Origin of the sequence: Streptomyces sp. PCS3-D2 (assembly GCF_000612545.2) — a bacterium.
Taxonomy (GTDB): domain Bacteria; phylum Actinomycetota; class Actinomycetes; order Streptomycetales; family Streptomycetaceae; genus Streptomyces.
Map to the genome: position 1 here is coordinate 4,318,597 of NZ_CP097800.1, position 26,109 is coordinate 4,344,705.

The following is a 26,109-nucleotide window of genomic DNA, read 5'->3' on the forward strand; positions in this document are numbered from 1 at the left end:
CTGGACCGTGCCCGGGCTGTGCCCGGACCGCGCCCGCCCGCGGGCGGGCGCATCGCGGCGGAGCCCGGTGGCGCGGTCCGGGCACAGCCCGGGGCGCCTGCCGGGCCGCCGCGGCCGGCGGGACTCAGCGGCCGGCCGCCTCGCGCGCCACCGCCTTGGCGATCTTCTCCGCGTCCATGGCCATCTCGCGGAACATCCCGCTGATGGGGTTGGTGAAGCCGGTGAAGTACAGGCCGCGGGCCTCCTCGCAGGTGCGGGCGCCGTGTGCGCGCGGCCGGCCGCGCGCGTCCAGTACGCCGAGGTGGCCGACCAGACCCTCCAGGCTGCGGCGGTAGCCGGTGGCCGCGATCACCGCGTCCGGTGTGATGCGCGAGCCGTCCGCGAGCACCACCTCCGGCCCGTCGAAGGATTCCACGGCGGCCACCGGCTCCACCTTCCCGGTGCGCACCGCCTCGACCAGGCCCACGTCCTGCACCGGGATCGCCCCCTCCTCGACCCTGCTGTACAGGCCCGTGGCGGGGCGCGGGAGCCCGTACGCCGACAGGTCCGGGACGGAGGCCCTGGCCACGAGCGCGCCCAGCCGGTCCACGAGCGGCACCGGCAGCCGCCGGACGAGGATCCCGCTGCGTTGGGCCGGCCAGCCGGCCGTGGAGCGGCGCATGATGTGCGGGGCGGTGCGCACGGCGAGCCGCACCCGGGCCGCGCCGCCCTCGGTGAGGTCGACGGCTATCTCGGCGCCGGTGTTGCCTACGCCGACGACGAGGACGTCCTGGCCCGCGTACGGCTGGGGGTTGCGGTAGTCCGCGGCGTGCAGCAGTCGGCCGCCGTACGACTCCCGGCCCGGCCAGTCGGGCAGTCTGGGCGTGTGGTTGAAGCCGGTGGCGACGACGACGGCCGCGGCGGTCAGCGCCCGCCCGCCGCTGGCGTGCAGGGTCCAGCCGCCCTCCTCCCCGGGGTCGGGCTCGATCCGGGTCACCTCGACGCCGGTCACGAGCTCCAGCTCGTGGAACTCGGCGTACTTCTCCAGATAGCGCACCACGTCGTCGCGGGAGACCCAGCGGCCGAACCGGCGGGGCATCGCCAGGCCCGGAAGGGCCGACAGTCGGCGTGTGGTGTGCAGGTGCAGCCGGTCGTAGTGGCGCCGCCAGGACGTGCCGACGGTGTCGGACTTCTCGACGACCACGGCGCGGATCCCGCGTGCGCGCAGCGCGGCGGCCGCGGCGAGGCCGCCGGGGCCGGCCCCGATGATGTACACGGGCCGGGGCTGGGTGGTCATGTCGACTGCTGGTGTGGGTGCTGCGGGCATGAGGTGTGATCGTATCGCCACGCTGGGTTGATGGGTCTCGGACGAGGAGGGAATCGATTGCGGATCGGTCACGGGCGGGACCTCGCCGTCGCGCGGGGTGGCGGTCGCGACGGGCCGGGGCCTTGCGGTATCGCTCCGTATCCGCTGAACTGACGTACCGTCAGATCCAAGGGTGAGAGGGGTGGGGCTGCCGATGCAGACCGTCTGGCTCAGTGGGGCCGAGTGGCTCGCCGTCCTCCGGATAGGCCTCGGCCTGTGGTGGCTGGAGAGCTGGCGGCACAAGGACAAGAAGGGCTGGTTCGAACGCGGTACCGGCATTGCGTGGGCCGCCGACGTCGCAGACAAGCACCGCTGGACCTTCGTCAGGGGCGGCTTTCAGCGGGTCGTCGCGCCACGGCCGAAGCTGATGGCGTACCTCGTCGTCTCCGCTGAACTCGCCCTCGGGCTGGGCCTGGTGTTCGGCTTCCTGACCCCGGTCGCGCTGGCCGGCGGACTGCTGTTGAACCTCCTCTACCTGGTCCTGATGATCCACGACTGGGCCGAGCAGGGGCAGAACGCGATGATGGCGCTCATCTCGCTCGTCGCACTCCTCGCCCTGTCGTGGCAGACCTGGTCCCTCGACGCGGCGATCGGGCTGTTCCTGTGAGCGGCACTGGCGGCACCAGCAGCACCAGTGGGACGGGTGGGACCGGCAGGGCGGCCGGGACCGGCGGCGCCGTGCGCCACGACCTGCCCGAGATCGACGACTTCACCCGCCCCTACTGGCACGCGGCCGGGCAGGGCCGGCTCCTGCTGCGCCGGTGCCGCGACTGCGGACGGGCCCACCACTACCCGCGCGAGTTCTGCCCCCACTGCTGGGCCGGAGAAGACAGGGTGGCCTGGGAGACCGCGAGCGGCCGGGCCACCCTCTACACGTGGTCGGTGATCCACCGCAACGACCTCCCTCCGTTCGGCACGCGCGTCCCCTACACGGCGGCCGTCGTCGACCTGGCCGAAGGCCCGCGGATGATGACCGAGGTGGTCGACTGCGAGGCGGCCGACCTGCGCATCGGCATGCCCCTGACGGTCACCTTCCGCGAGGCGGCGGACGGGGTGCGGGTCGCGGTCTTCCGGCCCGCTCAGGGCCAGAGCAGCTCGCGCGCCCAGGAGCCGCCCGCCGTGCGCCGGTAGCGCAGACGGATGTGCCTGCGGGCCGCGTCGCCCTGGAAGAACTCCACCTCGACGGGGGCCAGTACGTACCGCGTCCAGGTCGGAGCCGGCGCGTCCGGCTCCGATCCGGCCCGCTCCCAGGCGGCCGTCGAGGCCCGTACCAGCTCCTCCACGGACCCCAACACCTCGCTCTGCCGCCCCGTGAGCGCCGCCGCGAGCGCGCCGCGCGAACGGACCGCCAGGTCCGCCCGGCTCTCCTCCGGGCCGCATGCGGTGACCTCGCCCCGCACCCGGACCTGTCGGCCCACCGACGGCCAGTAGAAACCGAGCGCGGCCTCCGGACGCGCCGCCAACTGCACGCCCTTGGCGCTCGTGGCGTGCGAGGCGAAGTGCCAGCCCCGCGCATCGACGTCGTGCAGCATCAGCGTCCGTAGGTCGGGCCGCCCCTCGCCGTCCACCGTGGCCAGGCTCATCGTGTGCGGCTCCGGCTGCCCGGCCCGAGCGGCGTGCACGAACCACTCCCGGAACAGCGCCACCGGCTCGCCCGGCGCCGCCGCGGTGTCGAACCCGGGGAGCGGGGAGTCCCACACGCGCAGGGCGTGCAGGACGGTACGGAACTCCTCCCCGCCGACCGCGCGGCCCGCCTCGTCACCACTCTTGTCACTGGCTGCGTTGCTGCTCATGGCGCCCAGGCTAAGCGCGACCGGACCCCGGGACGGTGCGGTCACGCGGTCCGGCCGAAGCGGGCGGTGCGCCGGTCGGGGGTCGATCCCGGAGGGGCCGGGCGTGCGGCCGCGCCCGTGACGCAGGTCACGTCGGATCGGCGCTCTGTTTCCGCTCCGCCGACGGTCGTACCTACGACGGCACCGCAACGAAGGAGACACGTCATGGCCGACACCGCGAAGGGCCCCGCCAGCTACTTCCCGTCGATCGAGAAGAAGTACGGCCGACCGATCGCCGAGTGGAAGGACCTCATCAGGTCCTCGCCGCTGACCAGGCACATGGAGCTCGTCTCCTGGCTCAAGACGGAGCACGGCCTGGGCCACGGCCACGCCAACGCCCTCGTGGCCGACACGCTGGCGGAGGGCAGGTAGAAGCCCCGGGCGGCTTCGGGAGCGCATCCCGCGGGGCGGGGGCTTGCGGGAGGTGGGGCGGGGGCTTCGGTGGGCGGTGTTGCGCTGGGGCGGTGGTCAGGGACCGGTCGTGTCCCCTACTCCCGCCCCAGCAGTACCGTGCCCGAGGAGCAGAACCAGCCGCCCGTGCCCGACGTCAGGGCGACTTCGGGGAGGCGGCCGCCGGGTTTGGTGACCTGCCCGGCTCCGGCCTCGCCGCGTAGTTGGCGGACGGCCTCGACCAGGAGGAACAGGCCCCGCATGCCCGGGTGACAGGCCGAGAGGCCGCCCCCGTCCGTGTTGACCGGGAGCTCCCCGTCGCGCAGCAGGCGGCCTTTCTCCACGAAGGCCCCGCCGTCGCCCTTCGGGCAGAAGCCGAGGTCCTCCAGGGTCACCAGGGTCATGTAGGTGAAGGCGTCGTAGATCTCCGCGAGGTCCACGTCCGCGGGTGTGAGCCCCGCCCGCTCGAAGGCGATACGGCCCGAGACGGCGGCGGGGGACACGGTGAAGTCCTCCCACTCCGACATGGTGGTGTGGGAGACGGAGGTGCCCGCCCCCAGGATCCACACCGGTGCCTTCGCGGTGTCGGGTACGTGGTCCTCCGAGGTCAGGAGCACCGCGCAGCCGCCGTCCGAGCGGATGCAGCAGTGCAGCTTGGTGAAGGGGTCGGCGATCATCTCGCCGGACAGGACGTCGTCGACGGTGATCGGGTCGCGGAACATCGCGTCGGGGTTGGTCGCCGCGTTCGCCCGGGCCTGGACGGCGACCGAGGCGAGCTGTTCCAGGGTCGTTCCGTACTGGTGCATGTGGCGGCGGGCGGCCATGGCGTACTTGGAGATCAGGGTGTGGCCGTACGGGACCTCGAACTGCTGCGGTCCCCGCGCCCCGAAGGAGAGGTTCGAGGTGCGGCGCCGGGCCTTGATGTCGGCGCGGGCCGTGGAGCCGTAGACCAGTAGGACGGTGTCGGCGTGGCCGGCGGCGATCGCGTCCGCCGCGTGCGCGGCCATGACCTCCCAGGTCGAGCCGCCCACGGAGGTGGAGTCGACCCAGGTGGGGCGCAGGCCGAGGTACTCGGCCACCTCGACCGGGGCGAGCGTGCCGAGGCCGGCCGAGGCGAAGCCGTCGACGGCGGAGCGGTCGAGGCCTGAGTCGGCCAGGGCGCGCCGGGCGGCCTGTGCGTGCAGGGCGTAGGGGGTGGGGCCGTCCACCCGGCCGCAGTCCGAGAGGGCGACGCCGACCACCGCGACCCGTCGGCGGGGCCGGAGGGCGGTTCCAGGTGTGAGTCCAGACATGCGAGAACGGTACATCTGACGTATCGTCAGATACCAGCCCCCGCCGGCTCCACGGGGCCCGCCGCCCACCTTCCCCCGCCCCGGCAAGCCGGGCTCGCCGCCCCCTGTGCATCTGCCGCCCGGCGCCCTAACATGACGGCCCGTCAGATACGGGGAGGAGCCCGACGATGGATGCCGCCTTCACCGCGGAGCAGGACGAGATACGGCGTACCCTGCGCGAGATCCTGGGCAAACGCTGCGGACCCGGCGAGGTCAAGGCCGCCGTCCGCACCACCGCCGGCTATGACGGCGACCTGTGGCAGCAGCTTTCCCGGCAGCTCGGCCTGCCGGGCATCGCCGTCGCCGAGGAGTACGGCGGGGCCGGCTGCGGTCCGGCCGACCTGGCCCTGGCCTGCGAGGAGACCGGACGGGCACTGCTCCCCTCGCCGCTGCTGGCCACCGCCGTGCTGTGCGCGCCCCTGATCGCCGCGCTCGGCAGCGGCGCCCAGCGTTCGGCGCTGCTCCCGGCGCTGGCCTCGGGCGGGCTGACCGCCGCGCTCGCCGTACCGGGTCCGGCGCTGGCCACCGCCCTCGCGCTGACCGGAGAGGACGCCGCGGGCCACTGGTGCGGCGGCGGCCGGGCCGGCGGGGTCCAGGCCCGCGCCGGCGCCGTCGGTGAGGGCTGGCGGTTGTACGGGGAAGTCGCCCAGGTGCTCGACGGGCACAGTGCCCCGCTGCTCCTGGTCGCCGCCCACGCCGGCGGGTTCGCGCTCGGCCGCACCCTGCTGTTCCTGGTACGGGAGGATGCGCCCGGCCTCGTGCGGTCCCGGCAGGCCGTGCTCGACGAGACCCGTCCGCAGGCCCGGATCCAGCTGCGGGACGTTCCGGCGGAGTTGATCGGCGAGCGGGGGCGGGACGCCGACGTGCTCGGGGCCCTCGCCGCGACCGGGCGCACCGCCTCCGCCGTGCTGGCCGCCGAGGCGGTCGGGGCGGCCGGCCGGGCGCTCGCGCGCACCGTGGAGTACGTGCGCGAGCGCGAGCAGTTCGGTCGGACGATCGGCTCCTTCCAGGCCGTCAAGCACCGGCTCGCCGACCTGTACGTGCAGGTGCAGGCGGCCCGCTCGGCGGCCTACTACGCCGCCTGGGACCCGGACCAGGGCGGCCTCGCGCTCGCCCAGGCCCTGGAGGCGCTCAGGGCGGCGGCGGGGGAGGCGATCCAGCTGCACGGCGGCATCGGCTTCACCTGGGAGCACGACGCGCACCTCTACTTCAAGCGGGCGGCCTCCGACGAGCTGCTGTTCGGCCCGGTGCACCGGCTGCGCGCACACGCCGCGGACCGTGCGGGCCTGTTCGCGCCCGCACCGTCCACCGCGGCCGCCGTCGCGCCCGCCGTCGCGGCTCCCGAAGCGTCCCCGCCCGCACCGCAGAAGGTGGCCGTCTGATGGCTCGTGTGGCTCCCGGCGTCAAGCTGATGCAGAAGGTCTCCTCGACCGTGCTGTTCGCCAAGATCGCACCGCACTTCATTCCCGCCGTGGACAAGGCGGTGCACCGGCTCACTCGCGGCAGGGTCATGCTGAGCGCGCGGATGCTGCCGGGCGTGGTCCTCACCGCCAAGGGCGCCCGGAGCGGCGAACCGCGTACCACGCCCCTCGCGTGCATGCCGGAGGACGGCGGGACGAGCTGGATCCTCATCGGGTCCAACTTCGGCCGCACCGGGCACCCGGCATGGACCGGGAACCTGCTCAAACACCCTGATGCGGAAGTGAGTTGGCGCGGCAGGGACATAGCCGTACGGGCCCGGCTGCTGACGGGTGAGGAGCGCGCCGCGGTGTGGCGGGCGGTGCTGGGGTTCTGGCCGCCGTACGCGACGTACCAGGCACGCATCGAGCGTGAGATCCGGCTGTTCCGCCTGGAGCGTCGCTGATCCCGGGCGGATGGCGGCGTGGTGCCGACGCGGAGCCGGCCCGGGGCGGCGGACCCGGAGCGGGTCCGCCGTTACCTGGTCGGCTTCTTGCCCGTGATGCCGAGGTGGACGAGCAGGGCCAGGTTCGGCTTGAGTTCGGCCTGCTTGACGCCCCAGGTCTGGAAGCCCTTCTGGTGCGAGGCGACCGCGGCCAGCATCGCGACCAGCGAACCGGCCATCGCGGCGGGGCTGACGTCCTTGTCGACCTTGCCCTTGGCCTGGAGCTCCTTCACCGATTCCGTGAGGGAGTTGGTGACCGAGTTCAGGATCTTCATGCGGATCTTGTAGAACCGCTTGTCGCCCTCGGCCGCGCCGAGGTCGACCACACGCAGGATCGCGTCGTTGCGGCGCCAGAACTCCAGGAAGCCGTCGACGAGTTCCTCGGCGGCTGCCCACCCTGACTTGCCGACCCAGGTCCGGCCCTCGACGAGCGACGTCAACTGCGCGCCCTCGGCGGCCATGTGCTCGGCGATCTCCAGGACGGCGCCCTCGACGTCCGGGAAGTACTGGTAGAAGGTCGCGGGGGAGGTACCGGCCTTGCGGGCGACGTCGATCACCTTGACGTCGCGGTACGGCGAGGAGCTGAGCATCTCGCTGAGGCAGTCGAGCAGTTTCTGCCGCGTCGCCTGGCCGCGCCGGCCGGCGACACGCCCGTCGACGGTGCGTACTTGTCCTGTCATGCCGTCAGCTTACCGAGGGGGGATCGGCGCGCTATTCGGCCGCCTGCAAATGGGGTTACGGGCTCCCTGGCCTGGGCGGTGCGCGGTCCCGGGCGGCCGCGCAGGCGAATTCCGGCCGGATCCGCCCCGTGGGCGGCCCGTCGTCGCCGCCCGGTCGCTGTCCGGGCGTGTCGCCCCGTTCCGCGGGATTTCCCCCGAATAGTCTTATCAACAGGCTGTGGACAAGTTTTCGGGCGGATCATGGCTGGGAGAAGTGGGAGGGTACACACCCCCGCAGAACGGAAGGAACCAGGCCCATGGCCGCATTCGTGGAAGGCGCACCCTGCTGGGTGGACGCCTCGCTTCCGGACGTCGAGGCGGGCAAGCGGTTCTACGGTGAGCTCTTCGGGTGGACCTTCGCGGACAGCGCGGGGGCCGAATACGGCCACTACACGCAGGCCTACAGCCAGGGCCGCAACGTTGCGGCCCTCGCCCCCAAGCCCGACGGCCGGATGCCGACGGTCTGGGGCGTCTATCTCTACACCGCCGACGCCTACGCCTGCGCCCAGCGCATCCGCGCCGCCGGCGGCCAGATGGTGATGGACCCGATGCCGGTCGGCCCGTACGGCACGGCCGCGATGGCCGCCGACCCCGGCGGGGCCGTCTTCGGACTGTGGCAGCCCGGCACCCACCACGGCTTCGAGGCCCAGCAGGAGCCCTTCACGTACTGCTGGAGCGAGGTCTACACACGGGCGCGCGACGCCGTGGACGTCTTCTACGCGAAGGTCTTCGGCTACGTGCCGCAGGACCAGGACGACGCCGGAGTCGAGTACCGCATCTGGTCGCCGCCGGGCAAGGCGCCCGGCACCGACACCGCCGTCCTCGGGCGCAGCCTGATCACGGACGCCTTCCCGGAGATCATGCCGGCGCACTTCCTCGTCTACTTCGCCGTCCCGGACTGCGACCGGTCCGTGGCCACGGTGCAGCGGCTCGGCGGCCGGGTCACCGCGGACCCGTTCGACACCCCCTACGGCCGGATCGCGGTCGTCGCGGACAATCAGGGAGCGGTCTTCGGGCTCCTGTCGCAGCCCCGCGCCGAGGCGGACGCGTAGGCGCCGCGGACGGATCGCCGGACGGATCGCCGGGCAGATCACACCGGGCTGCTCGCCGTGCCGGGGCCGGACCCCGTTCGGGCCTGACAGAATCGGGGTTGCGCGACCCGGGCTGCGCCCCGGGATGAGACGCTGCACCGGGCAGGGCGCTGTGCCGGTGGGAGCGGGCCCGGTGCGTGGCCCGTACGGGGAGGTGTGGAGGCGAGTGGTGGAGCAGCTGACGCAGCACGACCCGAGACGGATCGGCCCCTTCGAGGTGCTGGGACGGCTCGGCGCCGGCGGCATGGGGCTGGTCTATCTCGCACGGTCCGCGTCCGGACGGCGAGTCGCGATCAAAACGGTGCGCACCGAGCTCGCCGAGGACCAACTCTTCCGCGTGCGGTTCACCCGCGAGGTGGAGGCGGCGCGCGCCGTGTCCGGCTTCTACACCGCGGCCGTGGTCGACGCCGATCCGCGGGCCGCCGTGCCGTGGCTGGCCACCGCGTACGTCCCGGCGCCCTCCCTGGAGGAGATCGTCAACGAGTGCGGGCCCATGCCCGCCCAGGCCGTACGGTGGCTCGCCGCCGGCATCGCCGAGGCCCTGCAGTCCATCCACGGCGCCGGGCTCGTCCACCGCGACCTGAAGCCGTCCAACGTGCTCGTCGTCGAGGACGGCCCGCGCGTGATCGACTTCGGTATCGCGAGCGGTGTCTCGAACACCCGCCTGACCATGACGAACGTCGCCGTCGGCACCCCCGCCTACATGTCGCCCGAGCAGGCGAAGGACTCGCGCAGCGTCAAGGGCGCCAGCGACGTCTTCTCGCTCGGCTCCACGCTGGTCTTCGCAGCGACCGGGCACCCGCCCTACCACGGGGCGAACCCGGTCGAGACGGTCTTCATGCTGCTGCGCGAGGGCCCGAACGTGGAGGGGCTCCCGGAGGAGCTGCGGCCGCTGATCGAATCCTGCATGCAGATGGACGCCTCGCTGCGGCCGACCCCGGCCGACCTGCAGGCGCAGCTGGCCCCGCACCTCTTCGACGGCGGCGACGACAGCGGTACCGCCTCGGCGTGGCTGCCGACGCGGGCCGTCGCGATGATCGAGGCCCGGCGCGCGGGGAACCGCACGGCCGTCGCCGTGCCCGCACCCGGCCGTGACGGCCGGGGCGGCGGCGCCGGGGCCCGCGGGCCCGCGTCCGAGCAGGCCACGCAGCGCCGCCCGCGGGGCGCCGAGGGCTGGGTGGACCCGCGCACCGGCCAGGCCGTGCCGCAGCGTCCGCACCATCCGCCGCGCTCCGCGGTGCCTTCGGGCGAGCCGGTGCGCCTGGGCGGCTCGCCGGTGCCGATCGGGCCCGGCCCGTTCGCGACGGCCTCGGCGTCGGCGGCGCACACCCCCGCCGCGGACGCGGCGACCGGCTGGGTGCGCCCGCCCGACGGGTCGGCGCCCTCCCCGGCCGGTGGACCGGTCACCCCGTCCGTCCCGGGACCGGGCGCGGCCCCGGACAGCGGCCGCTGGCGGCCCTGGCGCTTCCGCATGTCGAACGAGGTCTGGGGCACCCCGGCCGTCGCCGGCAACCTGCTGTACGTGACTTCCTTCGAGGTGCACGCGCTGGACGTGGCCAGCGGCCGCCGCCAGTTCAAGACCCGCGACGTCGCCTGGTCCATGGCCGTCGCCGACGGCCGGATCCACGCCTCCGACGGGCCCTCCCTCTACGCGCTCGACGCCACCGACGGCTCCGAGCGGTGGCGGCTGTCGACCGATGCCTGGGTGTACGCCGTGCGCGCCGAGCACGGCACGGTCGTCACCGCCACGCGCGGCGGTGGGGTACAGGGTTGGGAGGCGTCCAGCGGCCGGAAGCTGTGGGAGCTGACCGGCGCGCAGAGCGACTTCGAGACCCCGGAGGCGGCCCCCGTCCTCCACGAGGGCACGGTGTACGTGTGGCAGGACGCGCGGCTGCGCGCCCTGGACGCCCGCAGCGGCCGGGAGGCCTGGTCGTACCCGATCGGCGACGCCGCCTCCTGCGGGAACGTGCCCGTCCGGGTCGCCCCCGCTCCCGACGGCAACGTGTACGTCGCGGCCGGCACCCGGGTGATCTCCGTGGACCGGGCCTCCGGCCGGGTCCGCTGGCACTTCGAGGCCCCCGCGGTCTTCCTGGCTCCGCCGGCCTTCGCGCCGGGTGCGGCCGTCACGGGCGGCGGGGTCTACCTCGCCGACTACCTGGGCACCGTCTACGCCCTCGACGCGGTCACCGGCCAGGACCGCTGGCGGATCGCGACGGAGTCGCGGCAGTCCTCCGACCCGGTGCTGGTGGTGGGCGGCAACGTCCACCTGGGGGCGGGCAGCGCGCTCTACACGCTCGACGCGGTCACCGGCACCCCGAAGTGGCGGTTCGCGGCGGGCGGCGAGATCACGGGCCTGCCGGCGGTCGCGGACGGCCGGGTGCACTTCGGGTCGGCCGACCACTGCCTGTACACGCTGGACGCGGCGGGTGGCCAGCTCCGCTGGAAGCTGGCCACGGGCGGCGAGATCACGGGCGCCCCGGTCGCGGAGGCGGGCGTGGTGTACGCGTGCAGCAAGGACCGCTGCGTGTACGCCCTGGACGCGGCGAAGGGCACGGGCACCCGTACGGGCGGGTGACCCCGGCGGGGGCCGGGTCGGGCCCCGCCGGGTAGCGCACCGCACCGGGAGTGACAGGATGGACCCCATGAGCAACGTCTACTTCGACATCAACATCAACGGCGCCCCCGCGGGCCGCATCGTCTTCAAGCTGTACGACGACGTCGTCCCGAAGACGGCGCGCAACTTCCGTGAGCTGGCCACCGGCCAGAACGGCTTCGGCTACGCGGGCTCCGGCTTCCACCGCATCATCCCGCAGTTCATGCTCCAGGGCGGTGACTTCACCAACCACAACGGCACCGGCGGCAAGTCCATCTACGGCGAGAAGTTCGAGGACGAGAACTTCCAGCTGAAGCACGACCGCCCCTACCTGCTGTCGATGGCGAACGCCGGCCGCAACACCAACGGCTCGCAGTTCTTCATCACCACGGTCGTCACCTCGTGGCTCGACGGCAAGCACGTCGTCTTCGGCGAGGTCGTCTCGGGCCAGGAGCTCGTCGACCAGATCGAGGCCCTGGGCTCCCAGTCCGGCGCCCCCAAGGGCAAGGTCGAGATCGCCGCTTCCGGCGTCGTCGAGGCCTGATCACACCCGCCTGCCCGGCCGGTCGGCCCCGCCCCCGCCCGGGGGCCGGGGCCGCCGCCGTTTCCCCGTACTCGGGTCCCTGCCTCAGCCGCCGACGTGCCCGGCCTGGATCTGGCGGCCCTGGGTGGTCACCACCACCACCGGCACACCGTCCGGTACCTGCCCCTGGAGGTCGGCCAGGAGCGAGTCGACCGGGGGCAGCTCCCCGGGCGAGCGGACCTGGATGTAGAGGGTCTGGGACTGGGCCGTGACGCTCTGGACGGAGGCGCCGGGCGTTCCGGCCAGCCAGGCCGCGGCGGCGTTCGTGGCGCGTGTGGTCCACAGGTTCACGAGAACGGTACCCACCGTGTTCGCTCCCAGCAGAAGGCCGACCGCGGCGAACAGCAGGCCGAGCGCCAGGTAGGTCCTGCGCGTCGAACCCGTCTCGCCCCGCCGGCCGGCCGTCGCGTACCCGAGCGCGCCGAACACCACCATGCCCGCGAAGACCAGGGCGAGCAGGTTGGAGACGAACAGGACGAACGAGCCCAGGGCCAGCCACCACGCGGCCTGTCCGGCGCAGACTCCGGTCACCACCAGCGGTGGCACCAGCGAGATGGCGATCGCCACCCCGGGCAGGACGGCCGCGACGTCCTTGCGGGCGAGGGCGACAGCGCCGGCGAAGCCGGTGGCGAGCGCGGCGACCAGGTCCAACAGTCCGGGGGAGGTGCGGCTGGAGATCTGGCTGTCCGACAGCAGGTCGAAGGAGGAGGGCACCACCAGCGACGCCAGCATGCCGACGGCCGTCACCAGCAGGCATCCCGAGGCCACGAACAGGAGCGCGGTGGAACGCCTCCGCTGCACCGCGCCCAGTGCGATGCCCATGATCGGCGTGGACAGCGGGGCGATGATCATCGCCCCGATCACCGTGGCGGTGGAGTCGGTCAGCACTCCGCCGGCCGCGATCACCGCCGACAGGAACAGCATGGTCCAGAACGCGGACTGTTTCGCCTGCCGGTCCCCCTGCGACAGGTCGAGGTCCTCCTCCAGATCCTCCAGAGATCTTCGCTGGCGGTCCGGCAGCATGCGGTCACGGAGGGTTCTCAGCACCAGCCGAGTATCACGCGGCGCGGTGCCGGGGCCCTGGGAGACACACGGGAGACCCTCCTTCGGGCGGACGCGTCAGCGCAGTCGGGGTTCGGGGGCCGTGCGGCGGTCCGCGAAGAGTTCCGCCTGTCGTCGTGGTGGCAGGTTCCCCAGGGCGATCAGGGCCGGAGCCTGTGCGAGGGCCTGCTGGAGGGCGGCCTGCTTCGCCGACCACAGGGCCCGTACGGTGCCCTGCACGGCCTGAGTCGGGAAGCCGGCCAGGGTCTGCGCCGCCCGCAAGGCCGCCGGGAGCAGTCCGTCCGGCGCGGCCAGTTCCGAGACCAGGCCGATCTCGTGGGCGCGACGGGCGGAGAGGCGTTCGGCCGTGCCCATCAGGGACATCCGGGCGGCCTCGCCGAAGGGCATGCGCTGCGCCATGTGGACGGCCTCGTAGGCGCTGACCATCCCGTAGGTGGTGTGCGGGTCGAAGAAGGTGGCCGTCTCGGAGGCGATGAGGAACTCCGACTCGCCCAGCAGGTAGAAGGCCCCGCCGCAGGCCATGCCGTTGACGGCGGCGACGACCGGCTTCCACAGGTCGCAGGACTTCGGGCCGATCGCGATCAGAGGGTCGTCGGCGGAGTAGGGGGAGGCGGGCTGCGGCACCTCGGCGCCGCGGTCGATGCCGGTGCAGAAGGCGGCCCTTCCGGCGCCGGTCAGCACGACCGCCCGGACCTCCTCGGCGAAGCGGAGTTCGCGCCACGCCTCGCCCAGCTCGGCGGCGGTGGCCAGGTCGACGGCGTTGTGCCGGTGCTCCCGGTCCAGGGTGACCACCGCGACCCCGGTGGCCCCGTCCCGTTCCACGCGCAGCGTCACGACTTCTCCAGGAGCCAGCGGGGCACGGTCATTCCGCCCGTCTCGGTGAAGGTCACGTGGACCCGTGCGCCGATGCGCAGCCGGGCCGGGTCCATGGAGTCGAGGGGGGCGTCGGCGGAGGTCACCAGGTTCCCGGCGAGTCGGATGTGCGGGGCGTCGGCGAGTTCGACGAGGACCACGTTGTACGGGGCCTGCGCGGCGTAGGCGGGCAGCAGCGGCGGGTGGGGCCGGACGTAGGACCAGATGCGGCCGCGGCCGCTCATGCGGCGCCACTCGCTGTCGAAGGACCGGCAGTGCGGGCAACAGGGGCGGGGCGGGAAGCGGAGCCTGCCGCAGGCGGCGCAGGCCTGGACGCGCAGCTCGCCGCGGGCGGCGTACTCCCAGAAGGGGGCGCCGTCCTCGTCGGGCACGGGCAGGAGCAGGGCGTCCGCGGACGCGGCGGCTTCGGGTGCGGGGGTCATCGGCGGGTCAGCTCCTCAGCAGGATCGCGGACGTCGGGACGCCTTCGCCCGCCGTCACCAGGCAGGTCGCGGCGTCCGGCACCTGGGCGGTGGAGGTGCCGCGCAGCTGCTTGACGCCCTCGTTGATCAGGTTGAAGCCGTGTACGTACGCCTCGGACAGTCCGCCGCCGCCGGTGTTGAGGGGAAGCCGGCCGCCGAGCTCCAAGGCGCCGCCCTCGGTGAAGGCGGCGCCCTCGCCGCGCCCGCAGAAGCCGTAGCCCTCCAGGGAGAGCGGGATGAGCGGGGTGAAGGCGTCGTAGATCTGGGCGACGTCCACGTCCTGGGGGCCGAAGTCGGCCTGCTTCCACAGGTGGCGGGCGGCGGTCCAGGCGGGCCCGGACAGGGGGTCGTCGTTCCAGTAGTTGACCATGCCGTGGTGCTGGGCGGGCAGGCCCTGGGCGGCGGAGTGGACGTAGACCGGCCGGTGGCGGCAGTCGCGGGCCCGTTCGGCGGAGACGATCACGCAGGCCAGTGCGCCGTCGGTCTCCAGGCAGTTGTCGAAGAGGCAGAGCGGGTCGCTGATCATGCGGGAGGTCATGTACATCTCGCGGGTCAGCGGGCGTTCGTACATCATCGCGGCGGGGTTCTCGTTGGCCCGGTTGCGGCAGGCCATGGCCACGTTGAAGAGGTGGTCGCGGGTGGCGCCGTACTCGTGCATGTAGCGGCGGGCCAGCATGCCGATCTCGTCGGCGGGGCGGAGCAGGCCGAAGGGCCGGGTCCACTGGCCGGGGGTGGGCAGCTGGACGGCGGTGTTCTTCCAGGGGCGGGGGCCGGAGCCGCGTTTGCGGGAGCGCCAGGCGACCCCGACGGTGGCCTGGCCGGTGGCCACGGCGGCGGCGAGGTGGCCGACCGTGGCACAGGAACCGCCGCCCCCGTAGCCGATCTTGGAGAAGAAGGTGACGTCGCCGGCGCCGATGGCCTTGGCGACCTCGACCTCGTCGGTCTCCTCCATGGTGTAGGAGGAGAAGGCGTCCACCTCGCCGGGGTCGATGCCGGCGTCGGCGAGGGCGGCCAGGATCGCCCGGCAGGCCAGTTCCTTCTCGGACTGCGGCAGTCGTCTGGCGAAGGCGGTCTGGCCGATGCCGACTATCGCCGTAGCGTCCTTGAGCGTTGCCGCCATCGCCACCTCCGGGGAGTGCGCCAGTACTGACAGGCGCGAAGGCTACAGCTAATCTGACGGTTAGTCAGCTACTGGGTTCGCGGGAGGGCGGCACGCATGGGCGACGACGGGCTGCGCGGGCATGTACGCGAGGACGCGCCCGCGGGCGTGGGCGAGGACCCGCGCGGAGACCTGCGCTGGGGCACCATCGCGGGGCTCGTCCGGTCGGCATCGGCACGGTACGGCGACCTCGAAGCCGTCGTCGACGGGCGCGTCCGGATCGGATACGCGCAGCTCGGGGAGCGCGTCGAGCGCGCCGCGGCGGCCTGTGTGGCCGCCGGGGTGGAGCCGGGCGACCGGGTGGCCGTGTGGGCGCCCAACACCCTCGACTGGATCGTCTCCGCGCTCGGCGCGGTCTCGGCGGGTGCCGTCCTGGTCCCCCTCAACACCCGCTACAAGGGCACGGAAGCCGCCTACGTCCTGCGGCGCAGCCGGGCCCGGCTGCTCTTCGTCACCGGCACCTTCCTCGGCACCTCCTACGTCGCCTCGCTGCGTCGGGCCGCCGCCGAGGGGCCCGGCCGGGGCCCCCTGCCCGGACTGCCGCACCTGGAACAGGTCGTCGTCCTCGCCGAGGACGCCCCCGACTCCTTCCGCACCTGGAAGGACTTCCTCGCGGGCGGGGACCGGATCACGTCGGAGGCGGTGCGCGAGCGCGCCGACGCCATCAGCCCCGACGCCCCCTCCGACATCATCTTCACCTCGGGCACCACCGGCAGCCCCAAGGGCGCGGTCATCACCCACGCCCAGTCCCTGCGCTGCTACGACGTGTGGAGCGAGCTCGCGGGACTCCGCGAGGGCGACCGCTACCTGATCGTGAACCCCTTCTTCCACACCTTCGGCTACAAGGCCGGGATCATCGCCTGCCTGATGCGCGGGGCGACGATGGTCCCGCAGCCCGTCTTCAACGCGGACACCGTCCTCGCCAACGTCGCCGCGGAGCGGATCTCCGTACTGCCCGGGCCGCCAACCCTGCACCAGTCCCTCCTGGACCACCCGCAGCGCGCCCACCACGACCTGTCCGCCCTGCGGCTCGTCGTCACCGGCGCGGCCGTGGTCCCGCTCCGGCTCGTCGAGCGCCTGCGCGGCGAGCTGCGCATCCCCACCGTCCTCACCGCCTACGGGCTCTCCGAGGCGGGAGGCATCGTCACGATGTGCCGTCGGGGCGACCCGGCCGAGGTCGTCTCCGCCACCTCCGGCCGGCCCATCCCGGACACGGAGGTCGCGGTCCTGGACGGCGACGGGCGGCCCCTGCCGGCCGGACGACCCGGCGAGATCGCGGTCCGCGGCCACCACGTCATGCAGGGCTACTTCGAGGACCCCGACGGGACGGCGGCGGCGATCACCCCGGACGGCTGGCTGCGCACCGGGGACGTGGGCGTCCTCGACGGAGACGGGAACCTGCGCATCACCGACCGGATCAAGGACATGTTCATCGTCGGGGGCTTCAACGCCTACCCGGCCGAGATAGAGCAACTCCTCGGCCTGCACCCGGACATCGCGGACGTGGCGGTCGTCGGGGTGCCCGATCCGCGCCTGGGTGAGGTCGGCAAGGCCTACGCCGTCCGGCGCCCCGGCTCCACACTCACCGCCGACGACCTGATCGCCTGGTCCCGGCGGGAGATGGCCAACTACAAGGTCCCGCGCGCGGTGGAATTCGTCACCGAACTCCCGCGCAACGCCGGTGGCAAGGTCCTCAAACGCGAACTCCGCGCCCGCCCGTGAGGGCCGGGGCCGCCGACCCGGGGCCGGGCCCGGGTCAGCGGGCGTAGGAGCCGATGCCGACCAGGCAGTAGACGTACTGGTTGAGGACGATCGAGCCGCGCAGGTAGCGGTAGGAGAAGGCGTACTGGGTCCTGGGATTGCCGCTGCACCGGTCCAGGTCCGAGGTGCCGGGGATGCTCTCGATCACCCGGTAGTGCGCGTCGGACGCCGAGCAGGGCACCTCCTCGACGCCGCTGACGCTGCGGGGCGTCGTCGAGTCGGGCAACTGCCCGTTGAGGCAGGTGCCCCGGTCGAACGGTGTGGGTTCGGGGCTCGGCTCCTCGCTCGGCTCCACGCTCGGCCCGGAGTCGTACGGGGTGGTCTCGGTGGTCTCGGGATCCGATGTCCGGGGTGAGGGGGTGGGGGAGGGGCTCCTGGAGGAGGACCAGGTGGGGGTCGCGTCGCCGGCGGGCTTCGCGTCGTCGCCGCCGTCGCCGTCACGGAGCAGGAAGAAGCCGATGACCAGCAGTGCCGCGACGGCGAGCCCCACCAGGCAGCCGCGCCCGCCGCCCGTCTGCGGGACCGGCGCGGGCCGCTGCGGTGCCGGGTCCCCCGCGGGCGGGGGAATGATGCCGCCGGCCCCCGCGATCCAGGCCACGCCGGCCCCGGACACGTGGATGCGCAGCCGCACCTCCTCGGTGCCGACCCGGACCTTGACGAGGTCGCCGTGCCGGCAGGGCGGTATCCGCACGCGGACCGGTCCGGACGGCAGCTCCACGGAGACGATCGCGCCGTGGGCGGCCTGCTCCGGGGTGATCGCTATGAGCATGTCCTGTGACGACACCGGCTGCTCCAGGGAGGGGGGGTTGGCGCGCAGGATGCCTGGCGGTTCCTCACAGATTGTGCCGGGTGTCCCGATGGTGCCGCAGCCGTTCCGCGACTCTCAGGAGCGGCGGGCCAGCACCAGCCGCCAGCGCGGAGCCCCGTCGGGCCGGCGGCCGAACTGCTCCAGCGGGACCGTCTCCACCGTGAAGCCGCAGGCCCGCAGGTCGGCACGCACCCCGCTCAGCGGGAAGGTCCGGTAGTACATGACGAACGGTGGCCGCCACACCGCGTTGCGCACCCGCATCGCGGCGTCGAAACCCGCCACCGCCCACCACACCGGAGAGCTCGGCGGGATCGGGGCGCCGATCGGAAAGGCGAAGAGCCCGCCCCCGCGCAGCGCCGCGTGCACCTCCGAGAAGAGGGCGGGCCGTTCGGAGGGCAGGAAGTGGCCGAAGGCCCCGAAGCTGACGGCCAGGTCGTAGCGGTCAGAGAGTTCTGGCGGGAGGGCCCGCGCGTCGGCCCGTACGAAGTCCACCCGGTCGTCGTCCGCGTGCGTGCGCCGGGCCTCGGCGAGCATGCCCGCACTGAGGTCCACCCCGGTGACCCGGTCCCGGCACAGCCGCCGCAGCATGGTGGTTCCGGCACCCGTGCCGCAGCACATGTCCAGGCCGGCGCCGAAACCGCCCTCCCGCTGGGCGAGGGTCTCCTCGACGGCGTCGAGCATCCGGTCCGGCGTGCGGAAGGGGGTGTGGTCGAACTTCGGTGCGAGCAGGTCGTAGCCCCGCTCGACGGAGGAGAGGCCCTGCACTGCCAGTTCGCGGACGCTCGGCCCGTGGGAGGAGAACACGCCTCCAGCCTATGCCCGCCCGGATCCGTCCGGGCATACGTGTGCGGCGGTCGCGGTGGCTCCCCCTCCGGGCCACCGCGACCGCCGTTCCCCCGTTGTTCCCCCCGTTGTTCCCCCGTTGTTCCCCCGAGCCCCCGTTTCCCCCGTGGGCTCCCCCGTACGTCGTGTGCTGCCTACGGGCGCGGACCGGACGCGTGGTTGTCCAGCGTCCGGATCTCCTCGCCCTCGGACGGGTCGTCGGCCAGCGGCTTGATCTCGATGCCCGACGCGTGGTTGTCCAGGGTCTCGATCTCGGCGCCCGAGGCGTGGTTGTCGAGCGGCTTGACGGTGCCGTCGTTCGGCAGGATGTTCTCGTTCGTCGTCATCGGTTCTCCTGATGGATGGGTGGGACCCGTTCGGCGATTCCCCCGATGACCGCCGAACGGGTGATCCTTCCAAACGGCCCGGATGTCCCCCGACGCACCGGGTCGATGCACCTATCGTGCCGTTCGGCGATAAACGAACGATGAACGCCTCGTTCAACCGGCGTCTTCGCAGGTCAGGCGGCAATCTCTGTGGCCAGCAAGGTCTGTACCTCGGCCAGTTCGGCCGAACCGAGCTGCTGGAAGACCGCCTCCGCGTCCCGCCAGCACGCCCGCGCCCGGTCCGTCTGCCCCAGCCGCCGCAGCGCCTTGCCCAGCACCGTCAGCACCGTCGCGCGCCGCCACTCCCCGCCGATGCCGCGCAGTGCGATGGCCTGCTCGGCGTGCGCCGCGGCCAGGGTGGGCCGGCGCGCCGCGAGATGGGCGACGGCGAGCCGGAAGTGGGTGACCCCTTCCCACAGGGGCTGGCGGTTGTCGTGGAAGAGCGCCAGCGCCTCGGTGAGCTGCGCGAGGGCCTCGCCGAGCCGGCCCGCCTCGGTGAGTGCGATGCCGAGCGCGTAGCGGCCGTTGGCCAGCCGCAGGGACAGGCCCATCCGGTCGTAGATGGCGATGCCCTGCTGCGCGAGGTCTATGGCGCTGGTGAGGCGGCCCAGTTCCACGTGGATGCGGGAGAGGTTGCACAGGGCGCTCGCCTCGCCGACGTTGTTGCCGTCGGCGCGGAAGTTCTCGATGGCCTCCAGCAGGTACCGCTCGCCGTCCGCGTTCCGCCCCTCGTAGAGCGCGATGATCCCGCGGTCGTTGGGCGCCCAGCAGCTGGGCAGCGGGTCTCCGGCCTCGCGGGCCAGCACCGTGGCCTGGCGGGCTTCGTCGTCGGCCTCGGCGAAGCGGCCGGCGACCAGGTGCACGTTGGTCAGGGTGGTGCGGGCGCGGCCCTCGGCGTAGGGGTCCTTGGCGGCCTGGGCGGCGTCGCGCAGGGCGGCCGCGGCCGACTCGTACTGCTTGGAGTTGGCCCCCGATTCGGCGAGGTCCTTGGCCGCCCACAGCAGGTCGACGGCCCGGCGCAGCACCGGTGAGTCGCCGCCCCGTACGGAGGCCTGGCGTACGCACGCCAGCAGCGGACCTGCCTCGGTGTACAGCCAGTCCAGGGCGGCGCGCGGCTCGGCGAAGACCAGTCCGGGGTAGTGGGTGTCGGACAGGTGCGCGGGCAGCCGGTCGCCGGGGCGTTCCAGGGCGTACACCCCGGAGGCGGTGGCCAGGTAGAAGTCCAGGAGGCGGTCCAGGGCGGCCTCGCGTTCGCTCGGGGGCTGCTCGTCCCGTTCGGCGCAGGCCCGCGCGTAGAGGCGGACGAGGTCGTGGAAGCGGTAGCGGCCGGGCGCGGCGGATTCGAGGAGGGAGCAGTCGACCAAGGCCTCCAGGAGGTCCTCGGTGTCGTACTCGGGCAGGTCGAGGACGGCGGCGGCCGCGGACAGCGAGATGTCCGGGCCGTCGGCCAGGCCGAGGAGGCGGAAGGCGCGCTGCTGGGCCGGTTCCAGCTGGCCGTAGCCGAGCTCGAAGGTGGCCTTGACGGCGAGGTCGCCGGCCTGGAGTTCGTCGAGGCGGCGGCGTTCGTCGCCGAGCTTGGCGGCCAGGACGGAGACGGTCCAGGTGCGGCGGGCCGCCAGCCGGGAGGCGGCGATGCGGATGGCCAGCGGCAGGAAGCCGCAGGCGCCGACGACGTCGAGGGCGGCCTGGCGTTCGGCGCGTACGCCTTCCTCGCCGACGATGCGGGTGAAGAGCTGGAGCGCCTCCTCCGGACTCATCACGTCGAGGTCGACGAGATGCGCCCCGGCGAGGCCGGCCATGCGGACCCGGCTGGTGACGAGGGCGGCGCAGCCGGCGGTGCCGGGTAGCAGCGGGCGGACCTGGGCGGCGTCGCGGGCGTTGTCGAGGAGGACCAGGACGCGGCGGCCGTCGAGGGTGGAGCGGTAGAGGGCGGCCCGTTCGGCCGGGGAGTCGGGGATGGCGGTGTCGGGGGTGCCGAGCGCGCGCAGGAAGGAGCCGAGCACGGCCTCCGGCTCGGCGGGGCGGGTGTCGGTGCCCTGGAGGTCGACGTAGAGCTGGCCGTCGGGGAAGTGCGGGCGGGCGGCGTGGGCGACGTGGACGGCGAGGGTGGTCTTGCCGACGCCGCCGATGCCGGCGAGCGCGGAGACGGCCATGACCTGGTCCTGGGCGCCCCCGGAGAGGATCGTGCCGAGCTCGTTCACGAAGCTGGATCGCCCGGTGAAGTCGGGTACGGTCGCGGGCAATTGGGCGGGCCTCACCTGGGTGGCGGTGGCTGCCGGGGCGGGGTCCTCCGCGCGGGCCAGGTCGGCGTCGGCGTTCAGGATCCGCTGCTGGAGCGCGGCCAGTTCGGGACGCGGGTCGACGCCGAGCTCGTCGGCGAGGAGCCGGCGGGTGTCGGCGTAGACGGCGAGGGCCTCGGCCTGTCGGCCGCTGCGGTAGAGGGCGAGCATGAGCAGCTCGCGCAGCCGTTCGCGCAGCGGGTGGGCGGCGGTGAGGGCGGTGAGCTCGGAGACGGCCTCGGCGTGGTGGCCGACCTCCAGGTCCAGGTCGAGGCGGGCTTCCAGCAGTTGGAGGCGCCATTCGGCGAGCCGGGTGCGCTCGGTCTCGGCGTGCGGGCCGGGGACCCCGGCGAGGGGTTCGCCCTCCCACAGGTCGAGGGCGCGGGCCAGGAGCGTGCGGGCGAGGGAGCGGTCCCCGGCGGCGCGGGCGCCCTCGGCGTCGGCGGCGAGGCTTCGGGCAATGCCGAGGTCGAGGGTGGCTGCGGAGCGCAGCCGGATGGCGTAGCCGCCGGACTCGGTGACGAGCAGGCCCGGGGCGACGACCTTGCGCAGGCGGGAGGCGTAGGTGCGGATGGTGGCGAGGGCCTGCTGCGGCGGGTCCTCGCCCCAGATGGCGTCGATCAGTTCGGGTGCGGTGGCGGTGCGGCCGTCGCGCAGCAGGAGTGCGGCGAGCAGGGCGCGTTGCTGGGGGGTGCCGGAGGGCAGGGCCTCGCCGCCCCGCCAGGCGCGTACGGGCCCGAGGACGGCGAACCGCGACTCGCCCGCCGTGCCGCCTGCGACGGTCTCGGCGGTCTCGGCGGTCGGGGCAGGCCCGGTGGTGCCGCTAGCGGTGGTGGCGTGCCTCTCGCCGGACGCGGCGGCGACCGTCGGCGGTACGGGACCGGCGGGGCGGGCGGCGGTGCCGGCTTCGGACGCGGCGGCAGCCGCACGGGCCTCGGGGTGTTTGCGCGGGTGAGGGATGGCCGGTACGCCGTCCATCTGTCGTCCCCCTGCCTTCCGTCGGTGTAAGGGTCAGTCTGCCCTGTCTGCGCGCACACGTCAGCCCGTCCATGACCGATCCCGGACCAACTAGCTGACGGTTCGTCAGATCAGCGCTACCGTATGAGCCATGGAGACCTTCCCCAAGATCATCTCGGTGGACGACCACACGGTTGAACCTCCCCACGTCTGGAGGGACCGGCTCCCGTCCAGGTACCGCGACACCGGCCCCCGCGTCGTCCGTGCCCCGCTGAAGGAAATGACCTTCCTCGGCGGCAAGTTCGCCCCGGTCATGGGGGCCGCGGGCGACGACGGCCCGATCGGCGACTGGTGGGTGTACGAGGACCTGCACCGGCCGCTCACCCGGCTCGACACCGCCGTCGGGTACGACCGCGACGAGATCACCCTGGAAGTCATCACCTACGAGCAGATGCGCCCCGGCTCCTTCTCGGTTCCCGAGCGGCTCGCCGACATGGACGTCAACCATGTCCAGTCGGCCCTCTGCTTCCCGACCTTCCCCCGCTTCTGCGGCCAGACCTTCACCGAGGCCAAGGACCGTGAGCTGGGGCTCCTGTGCGTACGGGCCTACAACGACTGGATGGTGGAGGAGTGGTGCGGCCCCGACGCCCGGGGCCGGCTCATCCCGCTCACCCTCATCCCGCTCTGGGACGCCCGGCTGGCCGCCGAGGAGGTCCGCCGCAACGCGGCGCGCGGCGTGCGCGCGGTCGCCTTCTCGGAGATACCCCCGCACCTGGGCCTGCCGTCCGTGCACACCGACGAGTGGGATCCCTTCCTTCGGGCGTGCGACGAGACCGGCACGGTCATCGCCATGCACATCGGCTCCTCGTCCCGGATGCCGTCCACCTCCGCGGACGCCCCGCCCGCGGTCGGCTCCACCATCACCTTCGCCAACTGCTGTTTCTCCATGGTCGACTGGCTGATGAGCGGCAAGTTCGAGCGCTTCCCCCATCTGAAGATCATGTACGCGGAGGGCCAGATCGGCTGGATCCCGTACATCCTCGAACGCGCGGACGTGGTCTGGGAGGAGAACCGCGGCTGGGGCGGGGTCGCCGACAAGGTGCTCCGTCCGCCGTCCGAGCTCTTCGCGGGGCACGTCTTCGGCTGCTTCTTCGACGACGCCTTCGGTCTGCAGAACCTCGACGCGATCGGCGCCGGCAACGTCCTCTACGAGACGGACTACCCCCACTCCGACTCCACCTGGCCGAAGTCGCGCGAGGTCGGGGAGGCGCAGATGGGGCACCTGGCGCCGGACACGGTGGACCGCATCGTGCGCGGCAACGCGATCGACCTGCTCGGCCTGACCCCGGACGGCCTGTGGGCGGGACCGGGTTCGGGCGGCTGACCCCGGTCGGTCAGGCCGGTGTCCGGCGGGCCGTGACCCCGCCCGTGCCCTCGCCCTCGCCCGCGTCCGTGTCCGTGTCCGCCGGCACGGTCACGAGCAGGAACGAGACGGCCAGGCCGGCCGCTGCGACGGCCGGCAGCAGCAGCGTGACGTCCACGAGGGCGACGAGCCCGGCGCCCAGGGCCAGGGCCAGCGCGTTCGGTACGAAGACCAGGGTGTTGGCGGTGGCGGCGGTCCGGCCCACGGCGGAGTCCGGCACCTCGCGCTGCACGGCGGTCAGCACGGTGATCAGCACGCACGGCAGGCCCGCGCCGATCAGCGCGCTGCACACCAGGGCCGCGGCCTCGTACGGCAGCGCCCGCCCGCCGCACCCCAGCGCGAACAGGGCGGTGCCGGCCGCCGCGAACACGCGTGCCGGCAGGCGCCGCAGCAGCGGGCCCGCGACCAGCCCGCTCAGGACCGAACCCGCACCCTGCACCGCGTACAGCACCCCCACGTGGGCGGGCGGCCGGCCGAGGACATCGTCGGCGACCGCGTAGACCAGCGCGCCGTTGATCCCGGCCAGGAACATCACGGCGGCGGCGGCCGACACCAGCGGGCGCAGCACCGGTGAACCCCACAGCTGCCGGCCGCCTTCCAGGGCCCGGGCGAAGCCGCCCGCCCGGGGCCCCGTGCGCTCGGGTGCGTCCCGGTCCACCCGCAGCAGCAGGAACAGGCCCGCCGCCAGTGCGAACGTCACCGCGTCGAGCAGGGCCACCGAGGCCCCGCCGAACCGGGTGAACAGGGCGGCGCCCGCCAGCGGCGCGAGGAGCTTCATGCTCTCGGCGGCCGTCATCCGCAACCCGTTGAAGTCGCCGAGGAGGCGGACGTCGACCGCCCTCGCCACCAGGGCGGCCTCGGCGGCCTCGTGGAGCGTGCCACAGAGCCCGTAGACGAGGAGCACGGCGAAGAGCAACCACACCCGGGAGGCCGAGTCGACGAGACACAGGGCGGGCAGCAGCGCGGCCATCACGAGGCAGGCGGCCACCAGCAGGGCCCGCCGCGGCAGCCGGTCGGCGAGCACTCCCAGCGCCGGCCCGGCGAGCACCGGCGCCCACAGGGCGAACACCGTCAGGGCCGCGAGGCTGTCCGATCCGGTGAGCGACTTCACCCAGACCCCGGCCACCAGCCACATCGCCGTCGTGCCGAACCCGGACACCACCACCCCGAGCAGGTAGAGGCCCGCATTGCGGTCCCGCAGGACCCGTCCGCTTCCCCCATCGCGCATGGTGCCAGCGTGCTTCTAAGGCATGCCCGCGCGGATCGGGCACCTGCCCTACACAGGCGGGCGCGGCGGAGCTGGCGCCGTGCGGGCGGTGACGGGCCGGTCACACAGGGGTCGTCGGGCGCCTTGCCGCCGGGCCCGCGGCCGGGGCATGCTTCGCCAGGGCACAGCGGAAGGATCATCATGCCGGTGGACAGGCGGAACGTCGTGACGGCACTGCTGTGCGCGGTGGCGGCCCTGGGCGCCTCCGCCGCGGTGGCGAAGCTCGCGCCGCCCCCCGAGGCGTCCGCTCCGGCGCGGGCCGGGGCCGCGCAGTCCACTCCCTCGCCCACGGCCTCCTCGCGCTCGCACGTGCCGAAGCCGCAGCTGTCCGCCCAGCCCGGGACCACCCTGCCGCCGGCCGTCACGCCCCCGCCCGGCGGGCCCGCCGCCTTCACCGGCGCCCTGTTCACCAACGGCCTGGACAGCGACCACTTCTGCACCGCCACCGTGGTGCACAGCCCCGGACGCAACCTCATCGTCACCGCCGGGCACTGCCTGCTCGCCGGGCAGCAGGGCGACGGGACCGCGGTCTTCGCGCCGGCCTACGCCAACGACACCGCCCCGTACGGCACCTGGAAGATCGAGGAGGTCTTCGAGGACGACCGCTGGGCCGAGGGCACCGACGACGACTACGACCTCGCCTTCGCCACGCTCGCCCCCGACGCCCAGGGCCGTGAGATCGAGGACGTGACGGGCGCGGCCGTGCTGGACACCACCGGCCGGGCCGGTGAGGAGGTCACCGTCACCGGCTATCCCGCCGATCGCAAGATCCCCCGTACCTGCACGGCGACCGCCGTCCGCGAGAGCGCGACCCAGCAGCGCTTCGACTGCGCGGACTTCCCGGGTGGCACCAGCGGCAGCGCGTGGATCGCAGGCGACGGCCGGATCATCGGAATCCTCACGGGCGGGGATACCGACGACGTCTCGACCAGCACGGTGCTGGGGGAGTACGCGGCCTCCCTCTACGCCAAGGCCACATCCGGGGCGCCCGCCAACACGCCACGACACTAGTAGGGCTTGGTCAGGTTCAGTCTTTGGTGGCGTGTCCAGTTGAGTGGCTGTGT

At 73.6% G+C, this 26,109-nt stretch carries 24 protein-coding genes; 11 read left to right on the forward strand and 13 right to left on the reverse strand.

The annotated features are described in order from the left end of the window. Window positions 1-124: 124 nt before the first annotated feature. Complete coding sequence (locus tag AW27_RS19080) at window positions 125-1,306, reverse strand: flavin-containing monooxygenase (RefSeq protein ID WP_052031076.1); 1,182 nt, start codon at window positions 1,304-1,306, stop codon at window positions 125-127. A 193-nt stretch (window positions 1,307-1,499) separates the two neighbouring features. Here AW27_RS19080 and AW27_RS19085 point away from each other — a divergent pair, with 193 nt between their 5' ends. After that, complete coding sequence (locus tag AW27_RS19085) at window positions 1,500-1,952, forward strand: DoxX family membrane protein (protein ID WP_037925423.1); 453 nt, start codon at window positions 1,500-1,502, stop codon at window positions 1,950-1,952. An 83-nt stretch (window positions 1,953-2,035) separates the two neighbouring features. Next, entirely contained in the window at window positions 2,036-2,476 is a 441-nt protein-coding gene (locus tag AW27_RS19090; protein WP_236647759.1) for a Zn-ribbon domain-containing OB-fold protein, read from the forward strand. On the opposite strand, the gene AW27_RS19095 is transcribed toward AW27_RS19090, so the two are convergent. Beyond that, complete coding sequence (locus AW27_RS19095; RefSeq protein ID WP_052031080.1) at window positions 2,425-3,138, reverse strand: pyridoxine/pyridoxamine 5'-phosphate oxidase; 714 nt, start codon at window positions 3,136-3,138, stop codon at window positions 2,425-2,427. The two genes, AW27_RS19090 and AW27_RS19095, sit on opposite strands and share 52 nt — an antisense overlap. 204 nt (window positions 3,139-3,342) lie before the next feature. Here AW27_RS19095 and AW27_RS19100 point away from each other — a divergent pair, with 204 nt between their 5' ends. Further along, window positions 3,343-3,549, forward strand: a complete 207-nt coding sequence (locus AW27_RS19100) for a DUF4287 domain-containing protein (protein ID WP_037924915.1) — start codon at window positions 3,343-3,345, stop codon at window positions 3,547-3,549. A gap of 116 nt (window positions 3,550-3,665) precedes the next feature. Here the strand turns inward: AW27_RS19100 and AW27_RS19105 are convergent, their stop codons facing one another. After that, window positions 3,666-4,859: an acetyl-CoA acetyltransferase gene (locus AW27_RS19105; protein WP_037924917.1), complete on the reverse strand. Its 1,194-nt coding sequence runs from the start codon at window positions 4,857-4,859 to the stop codon at window positions 3,666-3,668. A 167-nt stretch (window positions 4,860-5,026) separates the two neighbouring features. Here AW27_RS19105 and AW27_RS19110 point away from each other — a divergent pair, with 167 nt between their 5' ends. Together AW27_RS19110 and AW27_RS19115 are read left to right on the forward strand one after the other, a co-directional pair. Beyond that, window positions 5,027-6,280, forward strand: coding sequence for an acyl-CoA dehydrogenase family protein (locus tag AW27_RS19110; protein WP_052031083.1), 1,254 nt, complete (start codon window positions 5,027-5,029; stop codon window positions 6,278-6,280). After that, a complete protein-coding gene (locus AW27_RS19115; RefSeq protein WP_172671366.1) occupies window positions 6,280-6,762 on the forward strand; it encodes a nitroreductase family deazaflavin-dependent oxidoreductase in 483 nt (160 codons plus the stop codon). Before AW27_RS19110 ends, AW27_RS19115 begins: the two co-directional genes overlap by 1 nt. Before the next feature lie 71 nt (window positions 6,763-6,833). Here AW27_RS19115 and AW27_RS19120 read toward each other — a convergent pair whose 3' ends face one another. Beyond that, entirely contained in the window at window positions 6,834-7,481 is a 648-nt protein-coding gene (locus tag AW27_RS19120) for a TetR family transcriptional regulator (protein ID WP_037924918.1), read from the reverse strand. A 296-nt stretch (window positions 7,482-7,777) separates the two neighbouring features. On the opposite strand from AW27_RS19120, the gene AW27_RS19125 reads away from it, so the two are divergent. The 3 genes from AW27_RS19125 to AW27_RS19135 all read left to right on the forward strand — a co-directional run bounded on the left by AW27_RS19125 (window position 7,778) and on the right by AW27_RS19135 (window position 11,748). After that, on the forward strand, window positions 7,778-8,572 hold the full coding sequence (locus AW27_RS19125) for a VOC family protein (protein WP_037924920.1): 795 nt from the start codon (window positions 7,778-7,780) through the stop codon (window positions 8,570-8,572). 208 nt (window positions 8,573-8,780) lie between these two features. After that, window positions 8,781-11,186: a protein serine/threonine kinase AfsK gene (gene afsK, locus AW27_RS19130; RefSeq protein ID WP_037924922.1), complete on the forward strand. Its 2,406-nt coding sequence runs from the start codon at window positions 8,781-8,783 to the stop codon at window positions 11,184-11,186. A 67-nt stretch (window positions 11,187-11,253) separates the two neighbouring features. Next, window positions 11,254-11,748, forward strand: a complete 495-nt coding sequence (locus AW27_RS19135; RefSeq protein WP_037924924.1) for a peptidylprolyl isomerase — start codon at window positions 11,254-11,256, stop codon at window positions 11,746-11,748. Between the two features lie 84 nt (window positions 11,749-11,832). On the opposite strand, the gene AW27_RS19140 is transcribed toward AW27_RS19135, so the two are convergent. From AW27_RS19140 to AW27_RS19155, 4 genes are all read right to left on the reverse strand, one after another. Further along, window positions 11,833-12,834 carry a DUF389 domain-containing protein gene (locus AW27_RS19140; RefSeq protein ID WP_037924927.1) on the reverse strand — a complete coding sequence of 334 codons (1,002 nt, stop codon included), beginning with the start codon at window positions 12,832-12,834 and terminating at the stop codon, window positions 11,833-11,835. Window positions 12,835-12,906: 72 nt separating this feature from the next. Continuing rightward, entirely contained in the window at window positions 12,907-13,683 is a 777-nt protein-coding gene (locus AW27_RS19145) for an enoyl-CoA hydratase/isomerase family protein (protein WP_037924928.1), read from the reverse strand. Continuing rightward, window positions 13,680-14,144: a Zn-ribbon domain-containing OB-fold protein gene (locus AW27_RS19150; RefSeq protein WP_052031084.1), complete on the reverse strand. Its 465-nt coding sequence runs from the start codon at window positions 14,142-14,144 to the stop codon at window positions 13,680-13,682. The genes AW27_RS19145 and AW27_RS19150 overlap by 4 nt, the downstream gene beginning before the upstream one ends. Window positions 14,145-14,151: 7 nt before the next feature. Then, window positions 14,152-15,303 carry a lipid-transfer protein gene (locus tag AW27_RS19155; RefSeq protein WP_037924930.1) on the reverse strand — a complete coding sequence of 384 codons (1,152 nt, stop codon included), beginning with the start codon at window positions 15,301-15,303 and terminating at the stop codon, window positions 14,152-14,154. A 96-nt stretch (window positions 15,304-15,399) separates the two neighbouring features. Here AW27_RS19155 and AW27_RS19160 point away from each other — a divergent pair, with 96 nt between their 5' ends. Continuing rightward, a complete protein-coding gene (locus tag AW27_RS19160; RefSeq protein WP_078556767.1) occupies window positions 15,400-17,064 on the forward strand; it encodes a FadD3 family acyl-CoA ligase in 1,665 nt (554 codons plus the stop codon). Window positions 17,065-17,098: 34 nt separating this feature from the next. Here AW27_RS19160 and AW27_RS19165 read toward each other — a convergent pair whose 3' ends face one another. The 4 genes from AW27_RS19165 to afsR form a co-directional block, all read right to left on the reverse strand. Then, the gene (locus tag AW27_RS19165) at window positions 17,099-17,887 is read right to left on the reverse strand and encodes an LppU/SCO3897 family protein (protein WP_063890619.1); all 789 of its coding nucleotides are present in this window, start codon (window positions 17,885-17,887) and stop codon (window positions 17,099-17,101) included. Window positions 17,888-17,986: 99 nt separating this feature from the next. After that, window positions 17,987-18,715, reverse strand: coding sequence for a class I SAM-dependent methyltransferase (locus tag AW27_RS19170; protein ID WP_037924935.1), 729 nt, complete (start codon window positions 18,713-18,715; stop codon window positions 17,987-17,989). A gap of 173 nt (window positions 18,716-18,888) precedes the next feature. After that, the gene (locus tag AW27_RS19175; protein ID WP_037924937.1) at window positions 18,889-19,080 is read right to left on the reverse strand and encodes a hypothetical protein; all 192 of its coding nucleotides are present in this window, start codon (window positions 19,078-19,080) and stop codon (window positions 18,889-18,891) included. 173 nt (window positions 19,081-19,253) lie between these two features. Next, window positions 19,254-22,376 (reverse strand): SARP-family global regulator AfsR, encoded by a 3,123-nt coding sequence (afsR, locus tag AW27_RS19180; RefSeq protein WP_037924939.1) that lies wholly within the window; start codon window positions 22,374-22,376, stop codon window positions 19,254-19,256. A 130-nt stretch (window positions 22,377-22,506) separates the two neighbouring features. Between afsR and AW27_RS19185 the strand changes: the two genes are divergently transcribed. After that, a complete protein-coding gene (locus AW27_RS19185; RefSeq protein ID WP_037924942.1) occupies window positions 22,507-23,739 on the forward strand; it encodes an amidohydrolase family protein in 1,233 nt (410 codons plus the stop codon). Between the two features lie 10 nt (window positions 23,740-23,749). On the opposite strand, the gene AW27_RS19190 is transcribed toward AW27_RS19185, so the two are convergent. Continuing rightward, entirely contained in the window at window positions 23,750-25,006 is a 1,257-nt protein-coding gene (locus AW27_RS19190; protein ID WP_063890620.1) for an MFS transporter, read from the reverse strand. A gap of 186 nt (window positions 25,007-25,192) precedes the next feature. On the opposite strand from AW27_RS19190, the gene AW27_RS19195 reads away from it, so the two are divergent. Then, on the forward strand, window positions 25,193-26,056 hold the full coding sequence (locus AW27_RS19195; protein WP_304949886.1) for a trypsin-like serine peptidase: 864 nt from the start codon (window positions 25,193-25,195) through the stop codon (window positions 26,054-26,056). Window positions 26,057-26,109: the final 53 nt, after the last annotated feature.

Bases quoted from the DNA above. Each gene is read 5' to 3' on its own strand.
- AW27_RS19080 (WP_052031076.1), bottom strand. From the start codon at position 1,306: ATGCCCGCAGCACCCACACCAGCAGTCGACATGACCACCCAGCCCCGG.
- AW27_RS19085 (WP_037925423.1), top strand. From the start codon at position 1,500: ATGCAGACCGTCTGGCTCAGTGGGGCCGAGTGGCTCGCCGTCCTCCGG.
- AW27_RS19095 (WP_052031080.1), bottom strand. From the start codon at position 3,138: ATGAGCAGCAACGCAGCCAGTGACAAGAGTGGTGACGAGGCGGGCCGC.
- AW27_RS19100 (WP_037924915.1), top strand. From the start codon at position 3,343: ATGGCCGACACCGCGAAGGGCCCCGCCAGCTACTTCCCGTCGATCGAG.
- AW27_RS19105 (WP_037924917.1), bottom strand. From the start codon at position 4,859: ATGTCTGGACTCACACCTGGAACCGCCCTCCGGCCCCGCCGACGGGTC.
- AW27_RS19110 (WP_052031083.1), top strand. From the start codon at position 5,027: ATGGATGCCGCCTTCACCGCGGAGCAGGACGAGATACGGCGTACCCTG.
- AW27_RS19115 (WP_172671366.1), top strand. From the start codon at position 6,280: ATGGCTCGTGTGGCTCCCGGCGTCAAGCTGATGCAGAAGGTCTCCTCG.
- AW27_RS19120 (WP_037924918.1), bottom strand. From the start codon at position 7,481: ATGACAGGACAAGTACGCACCGTCGACGGGCGTGTCGCCGGCCGGCGC.
- AW27_RS19125 (WP_037924920.1), top strand. From the start codon at position 7,778: ATGGCCGCATTCGTGGAAGGCGCACCCTGCTGGGTGGACGCCTCGCTT.
- AW27_RS19135 (WP_037924924.1), top strand. From the start codon at position 11,254: ATGAGCAACGTCTACTTCGACATCAACATCAACGGCGCCCCCGCGGGC.
- AW27_RS19150 (WP_052031084.1), bottom strand. From the start codon at position 14,144: ATGACCCCCGCACCCGAAGCCGCCGCGTCCGCGGACGCCCTGCTCCTG.
- AW27_RS19155 (WP_037924930.1), bottom strand. From the start codon at position 15,303: ATGGCGGCAACGCTCAAGGACGCTACGGCGATAGTCGGCATCGGCCAG.
- AW27_RS19160 (WP_078556767.1), top strand. From the start codon at position 15,400: ATGGGCGACGACGGGCTGCGCGGGCATGTACGCGAGGACGCGCCCGCG.
- AW27_RS19175 (WP_037924937.1), bottom strand. From the start codon at position 19,080: ATGACGACGAACGAGAACATCCTGCCGAACGACGGCACCGTCAAGCCG.
- afsR (WP_037924939.1), bottom strand. From the start codon at position 22,376: ATGGACGGCGTACCGGCCATCCCTCACCCGCGCAAACACCCCGAGGCC.
- AW27_RS19185 (WP_037924942.1), top strand. From the start codon at position 22,507: ATGGAGACCTTCCCCAAGATCATCTCGGTGGACGACCACACGGTTGAA.
- AW27_RS19190 (WP_063890620.1), bottom strand. From the start codon at position 25,006: ATGCGCGATGGGGGAAGCGGACGGGTCCTGCGGGACCGCAATGCGGGC.